This window comes from Kitasatospora cathayae, assembly GCF_027627435.1.
GTDB classification, from domain to species: domain Bacteria; phylum Actinomycetota; class Actinomycetes; order Streptomycetales; family Streptomycetaceae; genus Kitasatospora; species Kitasatospora cathayae.
The window spans coordinates 5,371,651-5,397,146 of the sequence record NZ_CP115450.1 but is presented as its reverse complement, the minus strand read 5'-3'; the positions used below and the strand labels follow the sequence as shown (position 1 = coordinate 5,397,146).

Below are 25,496 nucleotides of genomic sequence, written 5' to 3'. Positions count from 1 at the left end.
CCCCTCACCGGCGGTGAGGGGCCTTCGTCATGGACGGGTCAGCCGTGCAGCAGCGCGGGCACCCCCGCCGCGTCCGGCAGGTCGTCCGGGCCGGACAGCACGGTCAGCCGCTGGGTCGCCCGGGTCAGCGCCACGTACAGCACCCGCAGGCCGGCCTCCGACTCGCCGGCGATGCCGGTCGGGTCGGCGACCACCGTCGCGTCGTACTCCAGGCCCTTGGCCTCCAGGCTGCCCAGCGCCACCACGCGCTCGCCCAGGCCCTCGGCCCAGCCCGCCGCCTCGGCCCGGCGGTCCATCGGCACCACGATCGCCACGGTGCCGTCCACCTCGCCCAGCAGGTGCTCCAGCTCGGCCCGGGCGGCCTTGCCGAAGGCCTCCGGCGCCGGGTCGGTGACCGCCGCGAAGCGCGGCTCCACGCCGACGTGGCGCACCGCGCTCGGCGAGGGCGTGCCCGGCGCGGCCAGCGCCAGCACCTTGGCCGCGACCTCGGCGATCTCGGCCGGGTTGCGGTAGTTGACGGTCAGCGTGAAGCGGCGGCGCGGCTTGCCGGCCAGCACCTCGTCCAGCGCGGCCTGGGCCTCCTGCGGGAACGGCCAGGAGGACTGCGCCGGGTCGCCGACGATGGTCCAGGTGGCCATCCGGGACCGGCGGCCGATCATCCGCCACTGCATCGGGGTGAGGTCCTGGGCCTCGTCCACGATCACGTGGGCGTACTCCTTGCGCTCCACCGGCTGGCGGTCGCGCTGGCGGGAGCTGCGGTCGGCGAAGGTGGTGACCTCCTCCAGGCCGCTCAGCAGGTCCACCGCGTCCACCTCGCGGACCTTCGGGCGGGCCGGCTCGCCGAGCAGCACCTGCAGCTCGTCCACCAGCGCCACGTCGTGCGCCGACAGCGCGCCCTCGCCCTCCGGGGACAGGTGGCGCCAGGAGGCGGCCAGCAGCTTCGCCTCGTCCGGGGTGACGGCGCGCCGGGCGATCCGGTTGGTGTGCCGGGTCTGCTTGAGCGTGCCGAGCACCCGGCGCGGGCTCAGGGCCGGCCACCAGGCGTCCAGGAAGTCCAGGAACGACGGCTCGTCCGAGACGTACTCGTCGAAGGACTCCTTCTCCTCCTGGCGCTGCTCCCGGGCGTAGTGGTCGGTGGGCTTGGGCAGGTGCCGGGTGGCCTCCTGCCACAGGGCGTCCAGCAGCAGTCGGCGGGCGCGCGGGCGCAGCAGGTTCAGCGGGGTGCCGCCGGAGCCCACCACGTTGCCGCGGACGGCCCGCAGCCGGCCCGCGTCCAGCTTCAGCACCTCGCCGCGGGCCACCACCTTGAGCTCCTGCGGGGCGCCCAGCTCCAGCGCCGCCCGGGCGGCCCGGCGCAGCAGCTGCACCATCCGGGCCGAACCCTTGACCCGGGCAGCCTCCGGGGTGTCGTAGGTGCCCGCCTCGATGCCGTCCACCAGCGAGCCGACGGCGCGGATGGCGACCTGGCCCTCCTCACCGAGCGAGGGCAGCACGCCCTCGGTGTAGGAGACCAGCAGCGGGGTGGGCGAGACCACCAGGATGCCCCCGGCGTAGCGGCGGCGGTCCTGGTAGAGCAGGTACGCGGCGCGGTGCAGGGCGACGGCGGTCTTGCCGGTGCCGGGTCCGCCGGTGACGAGCGTGGCGCCGGCCGCGGCGGCGCGGATCACCTCGTCCTGCTCCTTCTGGATCGAGGAGACGATGTCGCGCATCGAGTGGCTGCGGGCGCGGCCGAGCGAGGCCATCAGCGCGCCGTCACCGACCACGGCGAGCTCCCGGCCGTCCAGGGTCGGGGTGAGGTCGGGGCGCAGCAGGTCGTCCTCGACGCCGATCACCTTGCGGCCCTTGGAGCGGATCACCCGGCGGCGGATCACCCGGCCCGGCTCCACGGGGGTGGCGCGGTAGAACGGCGCGGCGGCGGGCGCCCGCCAGTCGATCACCAGCGGGCCGTACTCGGCGTCCAGCACGCCCAGGCGGCCGATGTGGAGGGTTTCGGCGACGGCCGGGTCGGCCGGGTCGAGCGGGGTGTTGGACGGGATGCCGTGCTCCTCCGGGGCATCCGCCTGCTGGAGGTCGATCCGGCCGAAGAGGAAGTCCTCGAACTCGTTGTTGAGGCGCTGGAGGTGCGCGCCGGCCCGGTAGACCTGGGCGTCGCGTTCGGCGAGGGCGCCGGGGGTGCCGACCTGGACCCGCTTGGCGGCGTCCTCGAGGATGTACTCGGCCTCGGCGAGCTTCTCCTCCAGCCGGTGGTAGACCGTGTCGAGGTGCTGCTGCTCACCGGCGATCTCGCGCGCGCGGACGGTCTCGTGATCGGCGGTGGGGGTGGTGTCCGTGTTGCTCTGCATGGCCTCGGGGTTTTGCGGCGGGGGTTGCGGCGGAATCCGGCTCCGGAAAACGAGCGGACGGATGATCCTACGCCCGGGCGGGCGGACGCGCCGCACCGGGACGGTAAAAGTTCGAAGGCCGCCCTCCGCGTGAGCGGTGGACGGCCTTCGGTGTGAACATGGGGTGGTGGAGATGCCGGGAATCGAACCCGGGTCCAGTGGAGTTAATTCAGGGCTTCTCCGAGCGCAGTCCGCTGTGCTTTTCTCGGCCCTGGCGGTCACACGGACAAGCCGCCAACAGGCCCAGCTGCTGTTTGATTTCCCATCCGCCCCCGCAGCCCGGGCGGACGGTTGAGTTCCCTAGATTATGCCAGGGTCCGGGTCGGGAACTCCCCGGTCTGACACCCAAGCGCTATCGGTGCTTATTAGGCAGCGAGAGCGAACTGCTGGGAATCGCGCTTAGAGTTGGCGATTATTTTTTTGCGACACGTGGTTAACGAGATCATTGCCGCGTTCCTCGGCTCGCTTCCCCTGTTTCAACATCCCCTGTCGAAACCGATCATCCCCATGTTTTGTTGAGAAACAGCTCGGACGGTGACCGTCCGTGTTGCTTGCGCCATAGTACGCGAGGCGACGGGCGAGGGTCCAGCGGATTAACGCTGGCGCCGCCGGGCCGCCGCCACCGCGCGGGCCGCCTCGCGGGTGTCCTGCTTCTCGCGCAGCGTCTGGCGCTTGTCGTACAGCTTCTTGCCGACCGCGAGCGCGAGCTCCAGCTTGACCCGGCCGTCCTTGAAGTACAGCGACAGCGGGACCAGGGTGTGGCCCGCGTCGCGGACCTTGGTCTCGATCTTGCGGATCTCCAGCTTGTGCAGCAGCAGCTTGCGCTTGCGCCGGGCCGCGTGGTTGGTCCACGTCCCCTGGGTGTACTCGGGGATGAAGACGTTGTCGATCCACGCCTCGTGGTTCTGGACGTACGCGTAGCCGTCGACCAGGTTGGCCCGCCCCTCGCGCAGCGACTTGACCTCGGTGCCGGTGAGGACGAGGCCGCACTCGTAGGTGTCGAGGATCGTGTACTCGTGTCGCGCCTTCTTGTTCTGCGCGATCAGCTTCTGTCCGGTTTCCTTTGCCATAGCGTCGTCATTCTCGCACTTCGGCGCCGGATCGGGCAGCTGCTTTAGGGGCTGTCCGGCGGGTCAGGACTGGGTCCCCAGCCCGGCGAGGACCCGCAGGGCCAGCGCGTCGGCGTCCTCTCCCGCGGCGGCCGGGACGTCCGGGGTCAGGCCGGTGCCGTCCAGCGAGCGCCCGGCCGGGGTGTGGTAGCGGCCGACGGTCATCTCCAGCACGGCGCCGTCGGCCAGTCTGCTGGGCTGCTGGACGGTGCCCTTGCCGAAGGTCCGCGAGCCCACCACCACGGCGCGGCTGCGGTCCTGGAGGGCGCCGGCGAGCAGTTCGGCGGCGCTCATCGTGCCGCCGTCCACCAGCACCACCAGCGGGGTGCGCCGGTCGCCGCCGGGCGGGGCGGTCAACTCCCGCGTCTCGCCGCGCTCCTGGTAGGAGCCGACCGGTCCGCCGTCCAGGAAGCTCCCGGCGGTGCCGACCGCCTCGTCCACCAATCCGCCGGAGTTGCCGCGCAGATCGAGCACCACACCGGTGTGCGGGGCGCGCAGCGCGGCGCGCACCTGGTCGGCCACGCCGCTGGTGAAGGCCCGGACGGTGATCCGCAGCACGCCCCGGTCCAGGTGTTCGGTGGTGACCTGCCGGCTGTCCAGCAGCACCCGCCTCAGCCGCAGTTCGCGCACCTGCCCGTCGCCGCGCTGCACGGCCAGGGTGACCTCGGAGCCGGGCCGGCGCTCGTCGCCCTGCCCGCGCAGCCGGGCCACCACCTCGGTGACCGGCAGCCGGTCGGCCTGGTCCGGGCCGATCCGCAGCAGCCGGTCGCCGGCGGCGATCCCGGCCTGGGCGGCCGGTCCGGCCGGGGTGACCTGGGAGACCTCGGTGACGCCGTCCTCACCGCGGCCGACGGACAGTCCGACGCCGGGGTAGCGGCCGTCCAGGCCCTGGCTGAACTCGGCGTACTCCTGGGCGCTGTAGTACGCGCCCCAGCGGTCCCCGCCGGCCGCGAGCAGGTGCTCGGCCTGCTGCTCGGACAGCGCCTTGCCGGCCGGGTCCGTCGGCAGCCCGGCGGCGGCCGGGGCGGGGTCGGCGGCGGCGCGGCGCGGCGGGTCGCCCCAGGCGCCGGTCGCGGCGCCGGCCAGCAGCACGGCGCCGAACACCAGGCTGAGGGCGGCGACCTGACGCGCCCTGCGCGGAGTTTGCAGCATGGCACCGGAGTGTAGACACCGCGCCGCGCGCGACGGGCCGGAACGGCGGAGCACGGAACGGCGACGGCCCCGTACGGCGCAGTGCCGTACGGGGCCGAAGGAACCGGTGGGGATCAGACCTTGAGGTACTTGCGCAGCGTGAAGAACGCCGCGATGCCGGCCATGCCCATACCGACCACGACCAGCAGCGGGATCACCGCCAGCACCGAGCCGAGGCCGATGAAGTGGATGAACTGCACCCGGTCGGCCAGCCAGTTCTGGACGAAGAAGTGCCCGCCGATCAGCAGACCGGACGCCAGCGCCGCGCCGAGCAGCGCGGAGAACGCGGCCTCGGCGATGAACGGCATCTGGACGTAGAAGTTCGAGGCACCGACCAGGCGCATGATGCCGGTCTCGCGCCGCCTGCTGTACGCCGACACCCGGACGGTGTTGACGATCAGCAGCAACGCGACGAAGAGCATCAGCACCATGATCACGAACGCCGCCGTCTGCAGGCCGTTGAGCAGGCCGAACAGGTTCTCCAGGATCTTCCGCTGGTCCTCGACCGACTTGACGCCGGGCTTGCCCGCGAAGGCGCTCTGGATGACGTCGTACTTGGTCGGGTCGTTGAGCTTCACCCGCCAGGACTGCGGCATGGCGTCCGGGCCCAGGACGGAGATGAGCGGGTTGTCCGGGTTCATCTCCTTCCAGTGCTTGTACGCCTCGGGGGAGCTCTCGTAGGTGGACGACTGGACCACCGAACTCATCTTGTCCAGCTGGTCCTTGATGTCCTTGACCTGCTGGTCGGTGGCCGCGCCCTTGTCGCACTGCGGCGAGTTGCGGGCGTCCGCCTTGGTGCAGAAGTAGATGCTCACCTCGACCTTGTCGTACCAGTACCCCTTCATGGAGTTCACCTGGTCGCGGACCAGGAGCGAGGAACCGGCGAGGGCGAGGGAGAGCGCGACGCTGACCACGACCGCGATGGTCATGGTCAGATTGCGTCGGAGACCCACACCGATCTCCGACAGGACGAACTGGGCACGCATGCGGGAAACAACTCCAGGGTCGGTACTGCGCGGTCTGGCGGCTCGGGCCGGCGGCCCTACGGGTCAGCGCCGGTCGGTCAGTGCTGGTACCCGTAGACGCCGCGGGCCTGGTCGCGGACGAGCAGCCCCTTGTCGAGTTCGATGACTCGCTTGCGCATCTGGTCGACGATGGCCTGGTCGTGGGTGGCCATCAGCACCGTGGTGCCGGTGCGGTTGATCCGGTCGAGCAGCTTCATGATGCCGACCGAGTTCTGCGGGTCGAGGTTGCCGGTCGGCTCGTCCGCGATCAGCAGCATCGGACGGTTCACGAACGCCCGGGCGATCGCCACGCGCTGCTGCTCGCCACCGGACAGCTCGCCCGGCATGCGGTCCTCCTTGCCGCCGAGGCCGACCAGCTCCAGCACCTCGGGCACCACCTTGTTGATGGCGCTCTTGGGCTTGCCGATCACCTCCAGCGCGAAGGCGACGTTCTGCGCGACCGTCTTGTTCGGCAGCAGGCGGAAGTCCTGGAAGACGGTGCCCAGCTGGCGGCGCATGTGCGGCACCTTCCAGTTGGACAGCTTGCCCAGGTCCTTGCCCAGCACGTGCACGGCGCCCGTGGAGGGGCGCTCCTCGCGCAGGCACAGTCGCAGGAAGGTGGACTTTCCCGAGCCGGACGAGCCGACCAGGAAGACGAACTCACCCTTCTCGATCTCCAGCGAGACGTTGTCCAGGGCGGGACGGTTCTGCTTGGGATAGGTCTTGGAGACGTTGTCGAATCTGATCACGGCTGCATCACGGAGGCCATCCTAGGCGGCGCCAGTCCTCGGTCGGTCCGCCCCGGAGGCCCGGTCCGGCGGCGGGCGATGGGAGCGCGGAGGGCCGCTCCCGGTCTGGGACCATACGCGAACCGGCGGCCGGCCCGCAGGGACCGCCGGGGGCGGGCTCCGGAATCTGGGGGCGTATGTCCAGTTGTGCCCCGATAATTGCGAGCCATCTCACAGCCCGGGAGCCGGAAGCGCCAGAACCTGGCAGAGTGGAGGTGGCGACCGCGTCCGGCCGCTCCCCCCGTACAGGGCAGACTCCCCCGTACAGGTAAGAAGAGGGAACCAAAGCCCCGTCCGGTGCGTTGGCTGTAGCAGCGAGGAGGAGATCGCATGACGTGCGACCATCTGGTGTGCGCCAACTGCAACGGCCGCGTCAGCGACGGGCGTTGCCCGGTGTGCCGCGCCAACCGGGCCCGGCTGCAGGAGCAGCAGGGGCCGTTCGCCGCGCTCTCCCCCGCGATGCTGCTGGCCCTGCTGGCCGGGCTGCTCGCGGTGGCGCTGATCGCGCGGCAGGCGCTGGCCTGAGTCCAGACGTACGAGAAGGCCCCGACGGACTGCCGTCGGGGCCTTCTCGCTTGGTCGGTGCCTACTCGGCGCTGGTCTCCCGCTGCTTGCGCCAGCGGATGCCGGCCTCGATGCTGTGCTTGATTTTCATCGAGGCCGGAATCCTCACGCCTCGTTCGCGGTCTCCCGCTGCTTGCGCCAGCGGATGCCGGCCTCGATGAAGCCGTCGATGTCGCCGTCCAGGACCGCCTGCGGGTTGCCCGCCTCGAACGCGGTGCGGACGTCCTTGACCATCTGGTACGGGTGCAGCACGTAGGAGCGCATCTGGTTGCCCCAGGAGCTGCCGCTGTCCTTCAGCGCGTCCATCGCGGCCTTCTCCTCCTGCCGGCGCCGCTCGAGCAGCTTGGCCTGGAGGACGTTCATCGCGGACGCCTTGTTCTGGATCTGCGAGCGCTCGTTCTGGCAGGAGACCACGATGCCGGTCGGGAGGTGGGTGATGCGCACCGCCGAGTCGGTGGTGTTGACGCCCTGGCCACCGGGGCCGGAGGCGCGGTAGACGTCCACCCGCAGGTCGCCCTCGTCGATGTCGACGTGGTCGGACTGCTCGACGACCGGGAGCACCTCGACGCCGGCGAAGGAGGTCTGCCGACGGCCCTGGTTGTCGAACGGCGAGATGCGGACCAGGCGGTGGGTGCCCTGCTCGACCGAGAGGGTGCCGTAGGCGTACGGGGCCTTCACGGTGAAGGTCGCGGACTTGATGCCGGCCTCTTCGGCGTACGAGGTGTCGTACACCTCGGTGGGGTACCCGTGCCGCTCGGCCCAGCGCAGGTACATGCGCATCAGCTGCTCGGCGAAGTCGGCGGCGTCCACGCCACCGGCCTCGGCACGGATGTTGATCAGCGCCTCGCGGGCGTCGTACTCGCCGGAGAGGAGGGTGCGGACCTCCAGCTCCTCGACGGCCTTCTGGAGCGAGACCAGCTCGGCCTCGGCCTCGGCGCGGGTGTCCGCGTCGTCCTCGGCCTCGGCGAGCTCGAACAGCACGCCCAGGTCGTCGATGCGCCCGCGCAGGCTCTCGACGCGGCGCAGTTCGCCCTGGAGGAAGGAGAGCCGACTGGTCACCTTCTGCGCGTTCGCGACGTCGTCCCACAGGGTGGGGGCGGCTGCCTCCTCCTCCAGGACCGCGATGTCGGCCCGGATCTTGTCCAGGTCGAGGACGGCCTCGATCGACCCCATGGTCGTATCGAGGTTCTTGAGCTCTTCGGAAGGATCGACGGCTGCCACGCCCCCCAGGGTAATGGTTCCGGGGGTGGTCATGACGACACCCCCGTTACGGACCGGGCTGGGGCCCGTCTTCGGACTCCCGTCGTCCGCCCGGAGGGCGCCCCGCAGGCGGGAGTCCGAGGACAGGGCCTAGGGAGCCCGCGGGGCGGTGCTGTGCACGGCCGGGCGGGCCGGCTGGCCGGTGCCCGGCCCGGTGGCCGCGAAGGCCGTCCAGGCCGCGGCGGCGCCCGCCAGCAGCAGCACGGTCGCCAGCACGACGGCCAGCAGCCGACGGCGGCGCAGCAGGGCCGCGCGGTCCCGGCGGTGGCCCGGGGCGGCCCGCTGGGCGCGGGACTCGGCGGCGTACGCGGCCAGCTCCTCCGCCGAGGGGCGGCGCAGGCTGGTGTGGGTGTCCCGGGTGGAGTCCGGGGCGGCGCCGGGCACCAGCGGGACGGCCGGGCCGCGGCGGCGCTTGTGGATGCCCGGGCCGGCGTCGACCTCGGCGTAGACGGCCTCGCCGGGGGTCAGCTGCTCCTCGGCCGGTGCCCGGCCCTGGGACGGCACGGCCAGCACCGGGAGCCCGGCCAGCGAGGGCAGCTGCTCGCGCAGCCGGGCGGCCAGCTCGGCGGCGCGCAGCCGGGAGGCGGGGGCCTTGGCCAGGCACTCGGAGATGATCCGCCACAGCCCGTCCGGCAGGCCGGGGATCGGTGGCACCTGTTCGGTGACGTGCCGGCGCAGCACCGCGCCGGTGTGGCCCCCGCCGAACGGGGTGAAGCCGGCCAGCAGCTCGTACAGCACGGTGGCGAGGGCGTAGATGTCGACGGCGGCGCGCGGCTCCAGGCCCTCGATGATCTCGGGGGCGAGGTAGTCGGGGGTGCCGATGATCCGGGTGGCCCGGGTGCGGCGCGGGGCGTCGACCAGGCGGGCCACGCCGAAGTCGGTGAGCTTGGCGCGCGGGGCGCCGCCGGGGCCGGGGGCGGCGGCGAGGTCGAGCAGGACGTTCTCCGGCTTGACGTCGCGGTGGACGATCCCGGCCGCGTGCGCGGCCGCGAGGCCGTCGGCGACGTCGGCGATGATCGAGGCGGCGGTCTGCGGCGGGAGGGCGCCGTCCCGCTCCAGCCGGGAGCGCAGGTCGGTGCCCTGGACCAGCTCCATCACCAGGGCGAGGTCGCTGCCGTCCACGACCATGTCGCGCACGCCGACCACCCGGGGGTGGTCGAGGCTGGTCAGCGCGGTGCGCTCCTGGACGAAGCGGCCGACCAGCACCTGGTCGGCGGCGAGGTCCTCGCGCAGCAGCTTGACCGCCACCGGGCCGTCGGGCCCCTCACCGAGCCAGACCGTCCCGGCCGAACCCCGGCCGATCACCTGGTGGACGGTGTACCGGCTGCCGATCTTGCGTGCCAATGCTGCTCCGTGGGCGGCGCGGGAGCGCTCCGGGGGTCCGGGCGCGCTCGGTGGGGCGGGACAACAGCGACCAACCTACGCGCCCGGACCCCCTGTGCGGGGCGCCTGGGGGCCGTGGAGCGGCACTCGGGGCGGGAAATCTCGCGAATTGTCGACAAAGCGTCAATCCTGCTGCCCCGGCGGCGATCCACCGGGTGGCCGACGGCTGCGGAAGCGATCCGCCGGGCGGCCGACGGCCCCGCGCCTATTTGCCGAAGACGCTGTTCACCCAGTCCCGCGCCGAGTCCCACCAGCCCACGACGTTGTCCCAGTAGTGCGGCAGCGGCGTGAAGTTCCACAACGCCACCCCGGCCAGTGCCAGCACCAGCAGCACCATCAGGCAGCCCTTGAGGCAGCCCAGCCCCGGGATGTACATCCGGTTGCGGCTGCGCGGACGCCGCTCGCGCGGCGGGGCGGGCTCCCGGCGCGGCGGCGCGGGCGGCTCCTCGCGGCGCTGCGGGGGCTCCCGGTACTGCGGCGCGGGCGGCTCGGCCCGGCGCGCCGCCGGAGCGGGCGGGGACGGCGGCGGGTAGCCGCCCTGCGGCTGGCCGTAGCCGGCCGGGGCCTGCCGGTAGCCGCCCCGCGCGCCCTGGGTGCCCGGGGCGCCCTGACCGCGCTGGCCTGCCTGGCCTGTCTGGTAGGGCGGCGGGGCGACCGGCGGGCGCTGGGCGTAGCCGGGCGGCGGCCCCTGGCGGCGCGGGTCCGGGCGGTAGCCGGCCGGCGGCTGCTGGCCCGAGCCGCCCTGCCCTGCCTGGTAGGGCGGCGGGGCGACCTGGGGGTCCTCGAAGTCCTCCGGGCCGAAGTAGCCGACCTGGGTCTGCTGGTTGCGGTCGCGCGCCGCCCGCAGCTGGGTCTGCCACGGATGCGGCGCCTCCTCCTGCGGTGCGGGCGGCCCGGCGGGCGGGGGCGGCGGCACGGCGGTCGGCGGCATCACCTGGGTGCGGTCCTGGCTGCCGTACGGCGGCGCGGGCGGCGACTGGGTGCCCATCACCCGGGTCGCCGCGGCCGGGTCGTACTGCGGGGCGCCCGGGGCCGGGGGCAGCACCTGGGTGCGGTCCTCGGTCCCGGCCGGTCCGCCGGGTACGGCGGGCACGGTGCCCGGGACGGCGGTCGGCTGCGGGTCCGGCAGCAGCAGGGCGCCGACCGCCAGCGCCTCGTCCACCGCCGCCGGGGAGGCGTGCACCCCGACCCCGGCCGCGACCACCCGCAGCGCGCGGGCCAGCGCGGTGGCGCTCGGCCGGTGCGCCGGGTCCTTGCGCAGGCAGCGCTCGATCACCGTCCACAGCGGCTCGGGCATGGTGCTGGGCCGCTGCGGCTCCTGCGCCAGATGGGCCTGGAGCACGGCCAGGGCGCTGTCACCCTGGAACGGCTGGCGGCCGGTGACCAGCTCGTACAGCATGATCCCGGCGCCGTAGACGTCCACCGCGGAGGTCTGCGGGCGGCCCTCGGCGGACTCCGGCGCGACGTACGCGGGGGTGCCGACGAACTCCTGGGTGCGGGTGACGCCCGGGGAGTCGGCCAGCCGGGCGATGCCGAAGTCGGTCAGCATCGGGTGCATCTGCTCGGTGCCCTGCACCACGGTGGAGGCGAGCAGCACGTTGGCCGGCTTGAGGTCGCGGTGGACGATCCCGTCGGCGTGGCTGGCCGCCAGCGCGTCCGCGACCTGGGCCATCAGCAGGGAGCCGGCGATCGGGCTGAACGGGCCGTTGGCGCGCAGGTAGCGGGCCAGGTCGGGGCCCTCCACCAGGTCCATCACCAGGGCCAGCAGCTCGCCCTCGACGACCAGGTCGCGGACCCGGACGATGTTCGGGTGGCTCAGCCGCAGCAGCAGCGAGCGCTCGCGCAGGAAGCGCATCACGACGTCCGGATCGGCCGCCAGTTCCTCGCGCAGCACCTTGATCGCCACCTGCTGCCCGGGCTCGCTGCCCGGTGCCTGGACGTCCTGGCGCACCAGGCCGCGCCAGACCGTCCCGGTGGCACCCCGCCCCAGGGTCTCCTCAAGCAGATACTTGCTGCCGACTGGCCGCACCTGTCGCACTCCTCGCCGTGCCGCCCGCGCGGGGCGCTCCGCCGCTGGTGTGCGGTGAGCCTGCCGGGCCCGTGTTTGCGGCCACTCTAACGGTGTCCGTACGGGTTTTTGAGGTGACCGGCGGGCCATCCGAGCAGGGTTGGGGGACATCCCCTAGGGGACCGCCCGGACGCGCCCCGGGTGGCTGACCGGAGGTGATCACGGGGGCGCGTGGCAGGGGCGTCGGGGCCGCGGTTGACCTGACTCTCCGTCGCCTCCACCATGGCGATGATCGCAAGATCGTCAAATCCGGTACGGTGCGCGGACCGTCCGCACCGGATGGCAGGATGGACACTCGCCACTCGTGTGGCCCAAAGGGTCGCCGCGACCGCCCGGCGCGTCCGCGACGGCACCGGGCAACAGGCATCACACCAGCAGAAGGGACCCGCGGGCGAGATGCAGATCCGGCTGACCGTCCTCCGACCGCGCAGCGGCCCGACCGCCGCCGGCTCCGCCATCCCCTACGTGGACGTGCTGGTCACCGCACCCGTCGGCACCGCGCTCGGCGCCATCGCGGGCGCGCTCGCGGGCGCCGTCGGCGTGCGCGGACCGCGGGCCGCCACCCATGTGCACCTGTACGCCGGGGCGCACCGGGTGGACGAGCACACCCTGCTCGGCCACCCCCCGCTGCTCGACGGCGCGGTCCTCAGCCTCAACGAGCCCGACCCGACCGCCGACGACCCCGACGACACCCCCGCCGCCGCCGAACTGCGGGTGGTCGGCGGCCCGGACGCCGGCGGCGTGCACCGGCTGCACGGCCGGGAGATCCGGATCGGCCGCTCCGGCGAGGCCGACGTCCCGCTCGACGACCCGGACGTCTCCCGGCTGCACCTCGCCCTGCACCTCGGCGAGGACGGCCGGGTCGCCGTCCGCGACCTCGGCTCCACCAACGGCACCACCCTGGACGGCCGGATCGTTCCGCCGCTGCCGGCCGAGGCCGCCGTCCCGCTGGAGAACGGCGCGCTGCTGCGGATCGGCGAGTCCACCCTGCAGGTCCTCGAACCGGCCGACCCCGCTTCCGTCCGGGCCGCCCTGCCCGACGGCAACGGCCACCTCCAGCTCACCGCCGCCCCCGGACCGGTCCGGACCGCACCGCCGGTGATCGAACCGCCCACCGCCCCCGAACCCGCCCCGGGCCGCGGCCGCGGCCTGTTCTCCCTGCTGCCCGGCCGCGCCGCCGAACCGCCCGGCCAGGAGAGCGCCGAGCGCCACCACGCCGCGGTGCGGCTGCGCCAGGCCGCCGCCCAGCGCGAGCGCTGGCCCGACCTCGCCACGGTCCTGCTCAACGCCGTCGGCCCCGGCCCCCGGCTGTGGGAGCGCGGCCCCGGCCACCCCGACGCGCTCACCCTGCGACTGGGCACCGCCGACCGCCCCGGCGGCGCCGGCACCACGCCCGGCACCATGCTGCCCGCCGTCCCGGTCACCCTCGACCTGCAGACCGCCGGCAGCCTCGGCCTCAGCGGCCCGCGCGAGCGCCTCGACGCGCTCACCCGCGCCGTCGTCGCCCAGCTCGCCGCGCTCCACCCGCCGACCGGGCTGAGCCTGGTCGTGGTCGACGCCGACCCGGCCCGCAGCCCCGAGGAACGCGTCGACACCTGGGCCTGGGCCCTGTGGCTGCCCCACCTGCGCCCCGCCGACGGCCAGGACTGCCGGCTGCTGATCGGCCTCGACGACGAACAGGCGACCGCCCGGCTGACCGAACTCACCGCCCGTCTCAGCGGCCCGACCGGCTTCGCCGGCCACCCCGCGACCGTGGTCGTGGTCGACGGCCGCCCGGCCACCGAAGCCGCCCGGCAGGCCCTCGACCTGCTGCTGCGCCAGGGCCCGGCGGTCGGCATCTTCCCGATCTGCCTCGCCGAACAGCCCGAGCTGCTCCCCCGCGGCCTCGGCGCCACCGCCCTGATCACCGGAGAGGTCGGCACCCAGCTCTCGCTGGACCGCCCGGTCGCCCGCGGCCGGGAGACCCTGCACGAGATCTCGCTGGACGCCGTCTCCGACGCCTGGGCCGAACGGCTGGCCCGCGTCCTCGCCCCGCTGCGCGAGGCCGCCCCGGCCTCCCGCGGCCCGCTGCCGGACGCGCTGCGGCTGCTCGACCTGCTCCAGCTCGACACCGTCACCCCGGCCAAGCTGTCCGCCCGCTGGGCCGCCCACGCCGGCGGCATCGGAGCCGCCACCGCGCTGCTCGGCACCACCCGGGACGAGCTGTGCACCCTCGACCTGGCCGACCCCGAACTCGCCCTGCCCTCCCCCGACCCGGGCGGCCCGCACCTGCTGATCGGCGGCGCGCGCGGCTCCGGCAAGACCGAGCTGCTGCGCACCCTGGTCGCCTCGCTCGCCGTCTCGGAGCGGCCCGAACGCCTCGCCGTCACCATCATCGAGGGCCGGGCCACCGAGGACGGACTGGCCGGCTGCTCCGAGCTGCCGCACGTCACCGGCCGGGTCAACGCCGCCGCGGACCCGCGCGCCGCACTCCTCGCGGCCGAGGCGCTGGAGGACGAACTCGCCCTGCGGGAGCGGCTGTTCGATGGACTGGACTTCGCCTCCTGGCACGCCACCCGGATCTTGGACGGGCACAACCTGGACGGGCAGAACCTGGGCTCCGTCCCGGTACCCGCCACCGTCGGCGCCGGTTCGACCGCGGTGCCCCGGATCATCCCGCCGCGCAGCGCCGACGGCCCCCGGCCGACGGCCGCCCCGGCGGGCCCCGTCCCGGCCCGACTGGTCGTGGTCGTCGACGACTACGACGCCCTGCTCTCCCCCACCTCCCCGGCCGGCCGGCCGCTGGCCCGCGCGCTCGCCGCCGTCGCCCGCCGCGGCGGCCCGCTCGGCATCCACCTCGCGGTCGCCACCAGCCGCCCGGAGGACAGCGCCGGCACCGAGGTCGACGAGGCCGCCCTGCTGCGGATCGCCCTGCGCACCGAGGACCCGGCCGACTCCGACCTGCTGATCCACCTCGGCGACGCGGCCGCCCTCCCCGAGGACACCCCCGGCCGCGGCTACCTGCGCCGCCCGGACGGCGGCGTCACCGCCTTCCAGACCGCCCGGATCAGCGGCCGCATCCCCCGCACCGCCACCCTGCGCCCCACCGTGGTCGCGATAGACCCCCTCCAACTCGGCGCCCCACCCGCCCGCCGCCCGGTCCGCGAACTCGGCAACGGCCCCACCGACCTCGCCCTCCTCGCCAGCGCCCTCCAACGCGCCGCCTCCCGCTGAGCCCCTGCCGCCCGTTCCTACCCCTGCCGCCCCGTCGCCGCTTCGGCACCGCCGAAGCGGCGACGTCTCCTGCGCAGGAAGTCGGCCGAGCCGACTTCCTGTGGAGAAACCCGAGACTCCGGGATCAACCACACTAGGAACGCATCGTCATTCCGGCCCGCCGCGATCGTGATCGCGGCGGGCCGGAAAGCATAGGGGGCCGTCCAGAGAGTGCAATGAGAACAGGGCGGGCCCCTCCAGAGCAGGGACCACTCACCAGGCCACTCAGAGATGCAGATATCGGGCCAGATGAATGCCCGGAATCACAAATATTTTCTTCTGGATGGCCCCGCACCCAAGGGCACGGGCCCACCCCAACACCGGATCCCCGCCCACCCACCCATGCACGGGCGGCCCGGCCGTGTCACGGCCGGGCCGCCCGAGGGGGAACACTCACCGGAAATCGTGGCCATCAGGCCAAGCGAGCGATCAACACAAATGGCCGGGCCGCCTGCCCTTTCCAGCACCTGCAAAAGGCGGCGGCCCCGGCCACCATTGTCCGATCTTTCCCAAACGGATCGCACTCCGTGTAGCCGCTGTGCTACGTTGCGCATCGTCAACAGAACATGGGAGACCCCGGCGGTGCTGGAACACCCCGGGGTCCGGCACAGGAGCTACCACTCCCAATGCAGATTCATCGTAGCGCCCACGCGCGCTGTTTCACCGTACTTCCGAACGGCCTCCTCCAGGACCGTCGCCTCAGCTACACCGCCCGAGGGCTCCTCGCCGACCTCCTCTCCCGCCCCGACGGGTGGCGCGAGGACGGGCGGCACATGGCCGACAGCAGCCTGCAGGGGCGCGGCGCGATCCGTCGGGCGCTCAACGAGCTCAAGGAAGCCGGGTACTACCGGGTCGAGACGGTCCGGATGCCCGACGGCCGGCTCCGCACCGACGCGCACGTGTACGACACTCCGCAGCGCCCGGCGCCGCCGAGTGACCGGTTCTCGGACGCCGGTGGGCCCGAGACCGGTCCCCCTGACAGCCTTGTAGTAAAGGACCCGGGAGAAGTACCCACCCTCCCAGTCCAGTTGACGCGAGCGGACGAGCAGACCCGCAGGGCGGTGGCCGTGCTCTTCCACGCGATCCGGCCCGAACCCCGGCTGCGCATCGGCGAGGCCGAGGCGCAGCAGCTGGTACCGCTCGTGGCTCAGTGGCTGGAACGCGGCAGCACTGCGGCCGAGTTGGCCCACGCCCTGCTTCCCAGCCTGCCCTCACCGCTGCACTCCCCGGTGGCGATCCTGCGCGACCGGCTCCGACGCAAGATGCCACCCGTGCAGGCGGCGCCGCCACCGTCGTACGCCGAGTGCGCCAGGTGCCACGATCCGGTGCCCCGGCCCGGCATCTGCCGCCCGTGCGCGGGCCTCGGCACCAGAACCGTCGCGGTCGGCACGGGTGCCGCCGCCACGCCCAGCGGCGTTGCCCGTGCCGCGACGGTGGAACCGGCGCCGATGCCCTCGGCGGTCTTCGCCTCGGCCGGGGCGACCAGCTCACGCAGGCCGGAGGCGGCGAAGGAGACCCGGCCGGTGGCCAGGAACGCCTTGTCCCTGGCCTCGCGGGCCATCCACATGTCCGCGATGGACTGGGTCGCGTCGGCGAACAGCTTGGCGTCGGCGGCCGACTGCTTCGCCGAGCCCGCCGCCTGCGCGGCGGCAGCGGCGGCGTCCTTGGCGGAGGCGCCGGGCGGCAAGGCCCCCGCCGGGGCGGGGGCCTTGCCCTGGGCCGCGTCCGCCTTGGCGTTCAGGTCCTTGTAGCGGGCCTCGGTGGCCGCCTCCGCGTCCATCCGGGTCTTGTCGGGCGCCGGGCCGCCCTTGTAGACGAAGTCCGTGCAGCCGTCGAGCAGCGACACCGGCGCCGCCTCCAGCGCGCCGGTGGCCAGTGCGGCGTCCTTCGCCATCAGCGGCTTCAGACCGCGGTAGCCGGCCGCCGAGAAGGCCTCCGGCCCCTTGGACGTGGTCACCGCCGAGGGCGCGCCGGCGGCCGCCGTGGAGCCGGCCTTCGCGTCCTTCTTGTCGTCGTTGCCGCAGGCCGCCGCTCCGGCCACCAGTAGCACCACCGAGACGCCCACGCCCACCGCGCGGACCGGTCCCCGGTTCTTCCCCATGCCGTGATCCCCCTGAGTCGTTCGGGGATCACCGTACCGAAGGTGCGCCCACGACCCACAACCGGTTTCCCGGAGCCGGGAACGCGGGAGGGGCCCGCGTCCCCGTGGAACCACGGAGGACGCGGGCCCCTCCCGAAGGGCCGTCCGTCAGCGCATCGAACCGGTGCGCAGCAGGGTGCGGATGACGCGCATCGCGACCGAGAGGCTGGACAGCTCGTAGTTGTCCGAACCCCTTATGTCGTCGAGGGTGGCCTTGGCGCGGTTCAGCAGGGTGGCGTTGAGGTCCGCCCAGGCGTTGTAGCGCTCCTCGGGGGTGGCGCCGTCGGGGCCGCAGGCCAGGACGTCGGCGGTCAGTGCCGCGTGCGCCGCGAAGAGGTCCTCGCGGATCGCGGCCCGGGCCATCGACGACCAGCGGTCGGTGCGGGGCAGGTCGATGATGCGGTCGAGCAGGTGCGAGATCTGCAGGCGGTCGCCAAGGTCGTAGTACAGCTCGGCGACGTCGGCGACGTCCTTGCCGGAGCGGTCCGCGACCTCGGTGATGTCCAGGGTCGGGAAGACCGAGGACAGGCCGGCGATCCGGGTGGCCAGCTCGTCCGGCACGCCGGCCGCGGTGAGCTCGCCCTGGATCGACTCGAACCAGGTCAGGTCCTCGCCGCGCAGCGGCTTGGGCAGCGAGCCCCAGACCTGGTTGACCCGGTCGTGGAAGAACTCGATGGTGCCGGCGATGTCGAGCGGCTGGCGGCGGTTGTTGAGCATCCACCGGGTGGCGCGCTCGACCAGGCGCCGCGAGTGCAGCCGCATCTTGGTCTGGGTCCGGGCGGGGACCTGGTTGTCCAGGCCCTCGATCCGGGCCCAGATCTCCTCCAGGCCGAAGACGGCCCGCGCGGCGGTGTGGGTCCGGGCGATCTCCTCGTAGGTCGCGCCGGTCTCCTCCTTCAGGCGGAAGGCGAAGGTGCAGCCACCGCGGTTGATCGTGTCGTTGACGATCAGCGTGGTGATGATCTCGCGGCGCAGCGCGTGGTTGTCGATCGCGTCGGCGAACTTCGCCCGCAGCGCGCTCGGGAAGTACTCGTGCAGCGCGGTGCGGAAGTACGGGTCGTCCGGCAGGTCGGTGGTCAGCAGCTCCTCGGCCAGGATGATCTTCGTGTAGGCGAGCAGCACGGACATCTCGGGCTGGGAGAGCCCGCGGCCGTTCTGCTGGCGCTCGCGGATCTGGCGCTCGGCGGGCAGGAACTCCAGTGCCCGGTCGAGCTGGCCGGCCGACTCGAAGCGGTTGATCATCCGGGCGTGGACGTTGACCATGCTGTGGGCCTGGGCGACGGCGTTGGCCAGCACCACGTTCTGCGCGTAGTTGTTGCGCAGCACCAGGTGGCCGACCTCGTCGGTCATCTCGGCGAGCAGGGCGTTGCGCTGCTTGACCGTCATGTCGCCGTCGGCGACGACCTGGTTGAGCAGGATCTTGATGTTGACCTCGTGGTCCGAGGTGTCCACGCCCGCCGAGTTGTCGATGGCGTCGGTGTTGATCCAGCCGCCGGTGCCCTCGGGGCCGCCGGTGGCGGCGTACTCGATGCGGCCGAGCTGGGTGCAGCCGAGGTTGCCGCCCTCGCCGATGACCCGGGCGCGGACCTGCTCGCCGTTGACCCGGATGGCGTCGTTGGCCTTGTCGCCGACCTCGGCGTTGGTCTCGCCGGAGGCCTTGACGTAGGTGCCGATGCCGCCGTTCCAGAACAGGTCGACCGGCGCCTGGAGGATCGCCTTCATCAGCTCGGCCGGGGTCAGGCGGGATTCCTGGATGCCCAGGGCGGCCCGGACCTGCGCGCTGACCTGGATCGACTTGGCGCTGCGCGGGAAGACCCCGCCGCCGGCCGAGATCAGCGACTTGTCGTAGTCGTCCCAGGAGCTGCGCGGCAGCTCGAACAGGCGGCGGCGCTCGGCGTACGAGACGGCCGCGTCCGGGTTCGGGTCGAGGAAGATGTGGCGGTGGTCGAAGGCGGCGACCAGCCGGATGTGCTCGCTGAGCAGCATGCCGTTGCCGAAGACGTCGCCGGACATGTCGCCGATGCCGATGGCGGTGAAGTCCTCGGACTGGGTGTCGATGCCGAGCTCGCGGAAGTTGCGCTTGACCGACTCCCAGGCGCCGCGGGCGGTGATGCCCATGCCCTTGTGGTCGTAGCCGGCCGAGCCGCCGGAGGCGAAGGCGTCGCCCAGCCAGAAGCCGTACGACTCCGCGACGCCGTTGGCGATGTCGGAGAAGGTCGCGGTGCCCTTGTCGGCGGCGACGACCAGGTAGGTGTCGTCCTCGTCGTGGCGGACCACGTCGGCCGGGTGGACGACCTCGCCGGCCACCAGGTTGTCGGTGATGTCGAGCAGCGCCGAGATGAACGTCTTGTACGAGGAGATGCCCTCGGCCAGCCAGGCGTCGCGGTCCACCGACGGGTCCGGCAGCTGCTTGGCGACGAAGCCGCCCTTGGCGCCGACCGGGACGATGACGGTGTTCTTCACCATCTGGGCCTTGACCAGGCCGAGGATCTCGGTGCGGAAGTCCTCGCGCCGGTCGGACCAGCGCAGACCGCCGCGGGCGACCTTGCCGAAGCGCAGGTGCACGCCCTCGACCTGCGGCGAGTAGACCCAGATCTCGAACGCCGGGCGCGGGGCCGGCAGGTCCGGGATGGCCTTCGGGTCGAACTTCATCGACACGTAGGAGTGCCACTCGCCGGAGCCGTCGTGCTGGAAGAAGTTGGTCCGCAGGGTGGCCCTGATGAGGTTCAGGAAGGAGCGCAGGATGCGGTCCTCGTCCAGCGAGACGACCTCGTCGAGCGCGCCGGCCAGCTCCTCCAGGATGCCCTCGGTCAGCTCGGCGGCGCCCAGCTGGTGGCTCGGGCTCAGTCGGGCCTGGAACAGGTTGACCAGCAGGCGGGTGGTGTGGGTGTTGTTGCGGAGCGCGTCCTCCATGTAGTCCTGGGAGAACGTGGAGCCCGCCTGGCGCAGGTACTTGGCGTAGGCGCGGAGCACCATCGCCTGGCGCCAGTTCAGCCCGGCGGTGAGGACCAGCTCGTTGAAGCCGTCGTTCTCGGCCTTGCCGGTCCAGGTCGCGGCGAAGGTGTCCTGGAAGCGCTCGCGGGCCTCTTCGGTGAGCTCGGTGGCTTCGCGCAGCTTCAGGCCGAAGTCGTACACCCACGCGGTGGTGCCGTCGGAGCGGCGCAGCGCGTACGGGTGCTCGTCCAGCACCTCGACGCCCAGGCGCTGCAGCACCGGCAGGACCTCGGTGAGCGAGATCGGGCCGCCGACCCGGTAGATCTTGAAGCGGCGCTCGTCGTCGCCCGCGCCGACCGGCTGGTACAGGTTCAGGCGGAAGTCGCCCTCGCCGTGCAGCGACTCGATCTGCTTGAGGTCGGCGACGGCGGTGCGCGGCGGGAAGTCGGCGCGGTAGCCGTCGGGGAAGGCGTTGGCGTACTTGTGGCCGAGCTCGGCGGCCTTCTCCTCGCCCAGTTCGAGGTGCAGCTGGTCGTGGAAGCCGTCCATCCAGAACCGGGCGGCCTCGGCCAGGCGGTTCTCGATCCGCTCGATGTCGGAGTCGCTGAGCTGGGGCAACTCGGTGCCCGGGGCGACCCGGACCACGAAGTGCAGGCGGGTCAGCACCGACTCGGTGGCGTACACCGTGTAGTCGATGGTGGCGCCGTTCAGCTCCTCCTTGAGGATGTCGGTGAGCAGCAGCCGGATGCGCGTGGTGTAGCGGTCGCGCGGCAGGTAGATGAAGGCGGAGAAGTAGCGCCCGTACTCGTCCTGGCGCAGGAAGAGGCGCAGCTTACGGCGCTCCTGCAGGTAGAGCACGCTGGTGGCGATGGAGAGCAGCTCGGCGGCCGGGGTCTGGAAGATCTCGTCCCGCGGGAAGGTCTCCATGATCTGCAGCAGGTCGCGGCCGTCGTGGCTCTCGCTGGAGAAGCCGGACTCCTCCAGCACCGCCTGGACCTTGCGGCGCACGACCGGGATGCGGGTGACCGACTCGGTGTAGGCGGCGGAGGAGAACAGGCCGAGGAAGCGGCGCTCGCCGATCGGCTCGCCGGCGGCGTTGAACTTCTTGACGCCGACGTAGTCCAGGTAGGCCGGGCGGTGCACGGTGGCGCGGCTGTTGGCCTTGGTCAGGACGAGCAGCTTCTTCTCGTGGGCCTTGGCGCGGACCGGCGCGGAGAGGCGGCCGAAGGCCTCGGAGACCGCGTGGTGGCGGTCGTCGTGGCTGTGCGGGTCGGAGCGCAGGATGCCGAGGCCGGTCCCGGCGACGGCCTTGAGGACCTCCTCGCCCTCGTGCTCGACCAGGTCGTACTCGCGGTAGCCGAGGAAGGTGAAGTGGTCGTCGGCGAGCCAGCGCATCAGCTCCCAGGCCTCGCCGACCTCCTGCTCGGCCAGGCCGGCCGGGGGCTCCTCGGCGAGTTCGTCGGCCAGGCGCAGCGCGCTGTCGCGCATCTTGGCCCAGTCCTCGACGACCTCGCGGACGTCGCCGAGCACGCGGCGCAGGTTGGTCTCGATGGTGCGCAGGTCGTCGCGGTCGGTCTCGCGGTCGATCTCGATGTGCATCCACGACTCGACGGTCGCGTCGGCGGGCCACTCGGTGCCGGCGGCCTGGCTGCGGGAGCAGGCGTCGACGTCCAGGATCTCCAGCAGCTTGCCGGTGATGTCACGGCGGACGACCAGCTGGGGGTGGACGACGAGGTGGATCGCGCGGTCCTGGCGGGACAGCTCGTTGGTGACGGAGTCGACCAGGAAGGGCATGTCGTCGGTGACGACCTCGACCACGGTGTGGCCGCAGGACCAGCCGTTCTCCTCGACCGAGGGGGTGTGGACCCGCACCTCGGCGGTGCCCTGGGGGCGCTTGAGACCCAGGCGGTAGTGGGAGGCGGCCGCGCCGTACACGTCGACCGGGTCGAGGTCGACCAGGTCCTCGGGCGCGGTGTGGAGGTAGTAGTGGTGCAGGTACGCGGTCAGAGCGCCGTTGCTCAGACCCTCCCCCGGCGCCGCTCCCCCCACCTGGCTGTTCTCAGCGGCTGCGGCTGCCTTCTTGAGCAGTTCGGCCTTGGCTGCGTCCAGCTTGGTCTGCATGACTTCTTGGCTCCTGTCGCGCGCCGTTGCGTGACTCGGTGGTGTGTGGATGTACACCGACGGGTCGCTCGCAATCCTGCCGCACCGTCCGACTGAAAGGGGCTCATGGCACGCATGAAACGCCCTCCCAGCGGGTAGGACGACTCGTTCGTCCTGCAAGCCACCCGACGACGCCAGCCAGCCTAACCGGATCAATCGAAGGTGCACAGGGACAGGGAGGCGCAAACCCGCAGGATGTCGGGTCCGTCCTGGACACCATGTCCAAACCGGAGCGCCGTGTTCGCTTTCAGCCCATATGTGGGTACCCGTGGTGGGTCGGCGGGACGAAGGTCTCCTTGATCGCCCGGGCCGAGGTCCAGCGCAGCAGGTTCTGGGCGGCGCCCGCCTTGTCGTTGGTCCCGGAGGCCCGGGACCCGCCGAAGGGCTGCTGGCCGACCACGGCGCCGGTGGGTTTGTCGTTGATGTAGAAGTTTCCGGCGGTGAAGCGCAGTTCCTCCACGGCCTGGGCGATGGCGTGACGGTCCTGTGCGATCACCGAGCCGGTCAGGCCGTACGGGGCCCCCGAGTCGACCCGGCGGAGCGCGTCGTCCCAGCGGGAGTCCTCGTAGACGTGGATCGCGAGGATCGGGCCGAAGTACTCGGTGCGGAAGATCTCGCCCCGGTGGTCGGAGGAGACCAGCACGGTCGGCCGGACGAACCAGCCGATCGCGTCGTCGTACTGGCCGCCGGCCACCAGCTCGACGGTCGGATCGGCCTTGGCCCGCTCGATGGCGCCCCGGTTCTTCTCGAACGCGCGCTTGTCGATCAGGGCGCCCATGAAGTTGGACAGGTCGGTGACGTCGCCCACCGTCAGGGCGTCCACCTCGGCCAGGAAGTCGTCCTTGATCCTCAGCCAGAGGCTGCGCGGCAGGTAGGCGCGGGAGAGCGCCGAGCACTTCTGGCCCTGGTACTCGAAGGCGCCGCGGATCATCGCGGTCCTCAGGATCTCCGGGTCGGCCGAGCGGTGGGCCAGCAGGAAGTCCTTGCCGCCGGTCTCGCCGACGATCCTCGGGTAGCTGCGGTAGCCGCCGATGTTGGCGCCGATCGTCTGCCAGAGCGACTGGAAGGTGGCGGTGGAGCCGGTGAAGTGCAGCCCGGCGAACGCCGGGTCGGCGAGCGCCACCGGGGAGACCTGCAGGCCGTCGCCGGTGACCAGGTTGATCACCCCGGGCGGCAGGCCGGCCGCCTCCAGCAGCCGCATCAGGTGGTACGCGGCCAGGGTCTGGGTCGGCGCGGGCTTCCAGACCACGGTGTTGCCCAGTAGCGCGGGGGCGGTCGGCAGGTTCCCGGCGATCGCGGTGAAGTTGAACGGGGTGATCGCGTAGACGAAACCTTCCAGCGGGCGGTGGTCGACCCGGTTCCACACCCCCGGGGAGGAGAACGGCTGGTCCGCCAGGATCTGCCGGGCGAAGTGGACGTTGAACCGCCAGAAGTCGATCAGCTCGCAGGCCGAGTCGATCTCGGCCTGCTGCGCGGTCTTGGACTGGCCGAGCATCGTCGCCGCGTTGAGCGTCTCCCGCCAGGGCCCGGCCAGCAGCTCGGCGGCGCGCAGGAAGACCGCCGCCCGGTCGTCGAAGGAGAGCGAGCGCCACTGCGGCCCGGCCGCCAGCGCCGCGTCCACCGCCGCCCGGGCGTCCTCCCGGGTGGCGTTGCCGAACACGCCCAGCTTGGCGGCGTGGTGGTGCGGCTGGACGACGTCGATCCGCTCACCGCCGCCGAAGCGCTGCTCGCCGCCGATGGTCATCGGCAGCGGGATCTGCTCGGCCGCCAGCTCGTCCAGCCGCCGCACCAGCCGGTCCCGCTCCGGGCTGCCGGGCGCGTACGTCCGCACCGGCTCGTTGACCGGGGTGGGCACCTCGGTGACTGCGTCGATGGGCATGGCGGCTCCGTCCTGGCTCTACCGGTGTCAGTCCAGCCTGACCAGGCCCGGGCGGATCCGCCCGCCCAGACACGCCAACGGCGGACGTGGCGCCCGCCACGTCCGCCGTCGCGAACACTCAGCCCGTGATGCTGCCCGCCAGCTCGACCGCCTCGGCCAGGGTGTCCACCACCGGGACGCCGACCGGCTCCAGCTTCTCCCGGGTGTGCGAGCCGCCGGTGTACAGCACCGCGTGGGCGCCCGCGTGCAGCGCCGCCAGGGCGTCGTCCGCGGCGTCGCCGATCAGCACCGTGCGGGCCGGGTCGACCTGCTCACCGAGCGCGGCCAGGTGCCTCGTCAGCAGCTCCGCCTTCTGGCCGCCGGAGGGGCCGCTGCGGCCGTCCACCCGCAGGAAGCTGCCGGTCAGGCCGAAGGAGTCGACCAGCGGCACCAGCTTGTCGTGCACGTACATCGACAGCAGGGACTGGCTGTGCCCGGCCGCCTGCCAGCCCGCCAGCAGCTCGGGCACGCCCTCGGTCAGGCCGCAGGCGAGGCTGAGCTCGCGGTAGCGGTCCTGGAAGGCGTCGTCCAGTCGCAGCCACTCCTCCTGGGAGGGCATCCGGCCGAGCAGGCGCTCGTAGAAGCGGGGGATCGGGATCTCGTACTGCTCGCGGTACTGCTGCATGGTCATCGGCCCGACGCCGATGGTCGCGAACGCGGCGTTGCTCGCGCCGAGGACCGCGTCCATGTCGTGGAAGAGGGTGCCGTTCCAGTCCCAAACGATGTGAGTGCGCACGGGGCGAAACGTTAACCCGGACGGCCGACACGCCGGTAGGACGGGGCTCACTCAGGCCAGCAGGGACGGGATCTCCTGGGTCGCGTACCAGAGCAGGTCGTGGTCCTCGGCGCCGTCCACGGTGAACTGGGCGTCCTGGTCGCCCGCGTCGGCCGCGGCCACCGCCGCCACCGCCGCCGCGACGTCCTCGACCACCTCGTCGTCGGCCACGTCCGCGTGCACCGAGGCGGCCTTCGCCAGCTTCACCGGGCCGGCGAGCACCACCCGGCCGAGCGAGGCCTGGTCCTGGTACTCGTCGCCGGGGAAGGGCTTCACGGCCGAGTCGGCCACGTCCAGCGCCACCACCACGCGCCGGCGCGGGGCGTCCGGGTCGGCCGCCAGCAGCCGCAGCGAGGACTGCGCGGCCCGGTTCAGCGCCGCGTACTCCAGCTCCTCCAGGTCGTCGCTGACGTACCACTCGCGCAGCGCGGGCGTCACGGCGTACGCCGCGGACTGCTCCAGGGCGCCGCCCTCGTGCGCCGCCGCCAGGCCGGTCAGGGTGGTGGGCACGTACACGCGCATCGGTGGCACTCTCCGGTTCGTCCAGCGGGGGTTCCAGCGGGGGTTCG

At 72.8% G+C, this 25,496-nt stretch carries 15 protein-coding genes and 1 other RNA gene; 2 read left to right on the top strand and 14 right to left on the bottom strand.

Annotation, left to right across the window (positions count from 1 at the left end):
- Positions 1-38 precede the first annotated feature (38 nt).
- From O1G21_RS24110 to ftsE, 6 genes are all read right to left on the bottom strand, one after another.
- Complete coding sequence (locus O1G21_RS24110; protein WP_270146672.1) at positions 39-2,342, bottom strand: HelD family protein; 2,304 nt, start codon at positions 2,340-2,342, stop codon at positions 39-41.
- A 164-nt stretch (positions 2,343-2,506) separates the two neighbouring features.
- Positions 2,507-2,888, bottom strand: a transfer-messenger RNA (tmRNA) gene (gene ssrA, locus O1G21_RS24105).
- An 86-nt stretch (positions 2,889-2,974) separates the two neighbouring features.
- Positions 2,975-3,451 (bottom strand): SsrA-binding protein SmpB, encoded by a 477-nt coding sequence (gene smpB, locus O1G21_RS24100; protein ID WP_270146671.1) that lies wholly within the window; start codon positions 3,449-3,451, stop codon positions 2,975-2,977.
- A 63-nt stretch (positions 3,452-3,514) separates the two neighbouring features.
- Positions 3,515-4,642 (bottom strand): S41 family peptidase, encoded by a 1,128-nt coding sequence (locus tag O1G21_RS24095; RefSeq protein ID WP_270146670.1) that lies wholly within the window; start codon positions 4,640-4,642, stop codon positions 3,515-3,517.
- Between the two features lie 113 nt (positions 4,643-4,755).
- A complete protein-coding gene (ftsX, locus tag O1G21_RS24090) occupies positions 4,756-5,667 on the bottom strand; it encodes a permease-like cell division protein FtsX (RefSeq protein ID WP_270146669.1) in 912 nt (303 codons plus the stop codon).
- A 77-nt stretch (positions 5,668-5,744) separates the two neighbouring features.
- Positions 5,745-6,434 carry a cell division ATP-binding protein FtsE gene (ftsE, locus tag O1G21_RS24085; RefSeq protein WP_030059730.1) on the bottom strand — a complete coding sequence of 230 codons (690 nt, stop codon included), beginning with the start codon at positions 6,432-6,434 and terminating at the stop codon, positions 5,745-5,747.
- A 369-nt stretch (positions 6,435-6,803) separates the two neighbouring features.
- Here ftsE and O1G21_RS24080 point away from each other — a divergent pair, with 369 nt between their 5' ends.
- A complete protein-coding gene (locus O1G21_RS24080; RefSeq protein ID WP_030059729.1) occupies positions 6,804-6,998 on the top strand; it encodes a hypothetical protein in 195 nt (64 codons plus the stop codon).
- 144 nt (positions 6,999-7,142) lie between these two features.
- Here O1G21_RS24080 and prfB read toward each other — a convergent pair whose 3' ends face one another.
- From prfB to O1G21_RS24065, 3 genes are all read right to left on the bottom strand, one after another.
- Positions 7,143-8,258, bottom strand: coding sequence for a peptide chain release factor 2 (gene prfB, locus O1G21_RS24075; protein WP_270146668.1), 1,116 nt, complete (start codon positions 8,256-8,258; stop codon positions 7,143-7,145).
- A 129-nt stretch (positions 8,259-8,387) separates the two neighbouring features.
- Positions 8,388-9,641, bottom strand: coding sequence for a serine/threonine-protein kinase (locus tag O1G21_RS24070; RefSeq protein ID WP_270146667.1), 1,254 nt, complete (start codon positions 9,639-9,641; stop codon positions 8,388-8,390).
- Between the two features lie 244 nt (positions 9,642-9,885).
- Entirely contained in the window at positions 9,886-11,709 is a 1,824-nt protein-coding gene (locus tag O1G21_RS24065) for a serine/threonine-protein kinase (RefSeq protein ID WP_270146666.1), read from the bottom strand.
- 345 nt (positions 11,710-12,054) lie between these two features.
- Between O1G21_RS24065 and O1G21_RS24060 the strand changes: the two genes are divergently transcribed.
- Positions 12,055-14,961, top strand: a complete 2,907-nt coding sequence (locus tag O1G21_RS24060) for an FtsK/SpoIIIE domain-containing protein (protein WP_405000699.1) — start codon at positions 12,055-12,057, stop codon at positions 14,959-14,961.
- A gap of 1,186 nt (positions 14,962-16,147) precedes the next feature.
- Here the strand turns inward: O1G21_RS24060 and O1G21_RS24055 are convergent.
- The 5 genes from O1G21_RS24055 to O1G21_RS24035 all read right to left on the bottom strand — a co-directional run bounded on the left by O1G21_RS24055 (position 16,148) and on the right by O1G21_RS24035 (position 25,449).
- Positions 16,148-17,101, bottom strand: coding sequence for a hypothetical protein (locus O1G21_RS24055; RefSeq protein WP_270146665.1), 954 nt, complete (start codon positions 17,099-17,101; stop codon positions 16,148-16,150).
- A gap of 147 nt (positions 17,102-17,248) precedes the next feature.
- Complete coding sequence (locus tag O1G21_RS24050) at positions 17,249-22,195, bottom strand: NAD-glutamate dehydrogenase (RefSeq protein WP_270146664.1); 4,947 nt, start codon at positions 22,193-22,195, stop codon at positions 17,249-17,251.
- Positions 22,196-22,481: 286 nt separating this feature from the next.
- Positions 22,482-24,107 (bottom strand): L-glutamate gamma-semialdehyde dehydrogenase, encoded by a 1,626-nt coding sequence (pruA, locus tag O1G21_RS24045; protein WP_270151217.1) that lies wholly within the window; start codon positions 24,105-24,107, stop codon positions 22,482-22,484.
- A 124-nt stretch (positions 24,108-24,231) separates the two neighbouring features.
- Positions 24,232-24,888, bottom strand: coding sequence for an HAD family hydrolase (locus O1G21_RS24040; protein ID WP_270146663.1), 657 nt, complete (start codon positions 24,886-24,888; stop codon positions 24,232-24,234).
- 51 nt (positions 24,889-24,939) lie between these two features.
- Positions 24,940-25,449: a DUF6912 family protein gene (locus O1G21_RS24035; RefSeq protein ID WP_270146662.1), complete on the bottom strand. Its 510-nt coding sequence runs from the start codon at positions 25,447-25,449 to the stop codon at positions 24,940-24,942.
- Between the last annotated feature and the right edge of the window lie 47 nt (positions 25,450-25,496).

Bases quoted from the DNA above. Each gene is read 5' to 3' on its own strand.
- O1G21_RS24110 (WP_270146672.1), bottom strand. From the start codon at position 2,342: ATGCAGAGCAACACGGACACCACCCCCACCGCCGATCACGAGACCGTC.
- smpB (WP_270146671.1), bottom strand. From the start codon at position 3,451: ATGGCAAAGGAAACCGGACAGAAGCTGATCGCGCAGAACAAGAAGGCG.
- O1G21_RS24095 (WP_270146670.1), bottom strand. From the start codon at position 4,642: ATGCTGCAAACTCCGCGCAGGGCGCGTCAGGTCGCCGCCCTCAGCCTG.
- ftsX (WP_270146669.1), bottom strand. From the start codon at position 5,667: ATGCGTGCCCAGTTCGTCCTGTCGGAGATCGGTGTGGGTCTCCGACGC.
- O1G21_RS24080 (WP_030059729.1), top strand. From the start codon at position 6,804: ATGACGTGCGACCATCTGGTGTGCGCCAACTGCAACGGCCGCGTCAGC.
- O1G21_RS24055 (WP_270146665.1), bottom strand. From the start codon at position 17,101: ATGGGGAAGAACCGGGGACCGGTCCGCGCGGTGGGCGTGGGCGTCTCG.
- O1G21_RS24050 (WP_270146664.1), bottom strand. From the start codon at position 22,195: ATGCAGACCAAGCTGGACGCAGCCAAGGCCGAACTGCTCAAGAAGGCA.
- O1G21_RS24035 (WP_270146662.1), bottom strand. From the start codon at position 25,449: ATGCGCGTGTACGTGCCCACCACCCTGACCGGCCTGGCGGCGGCGCAC.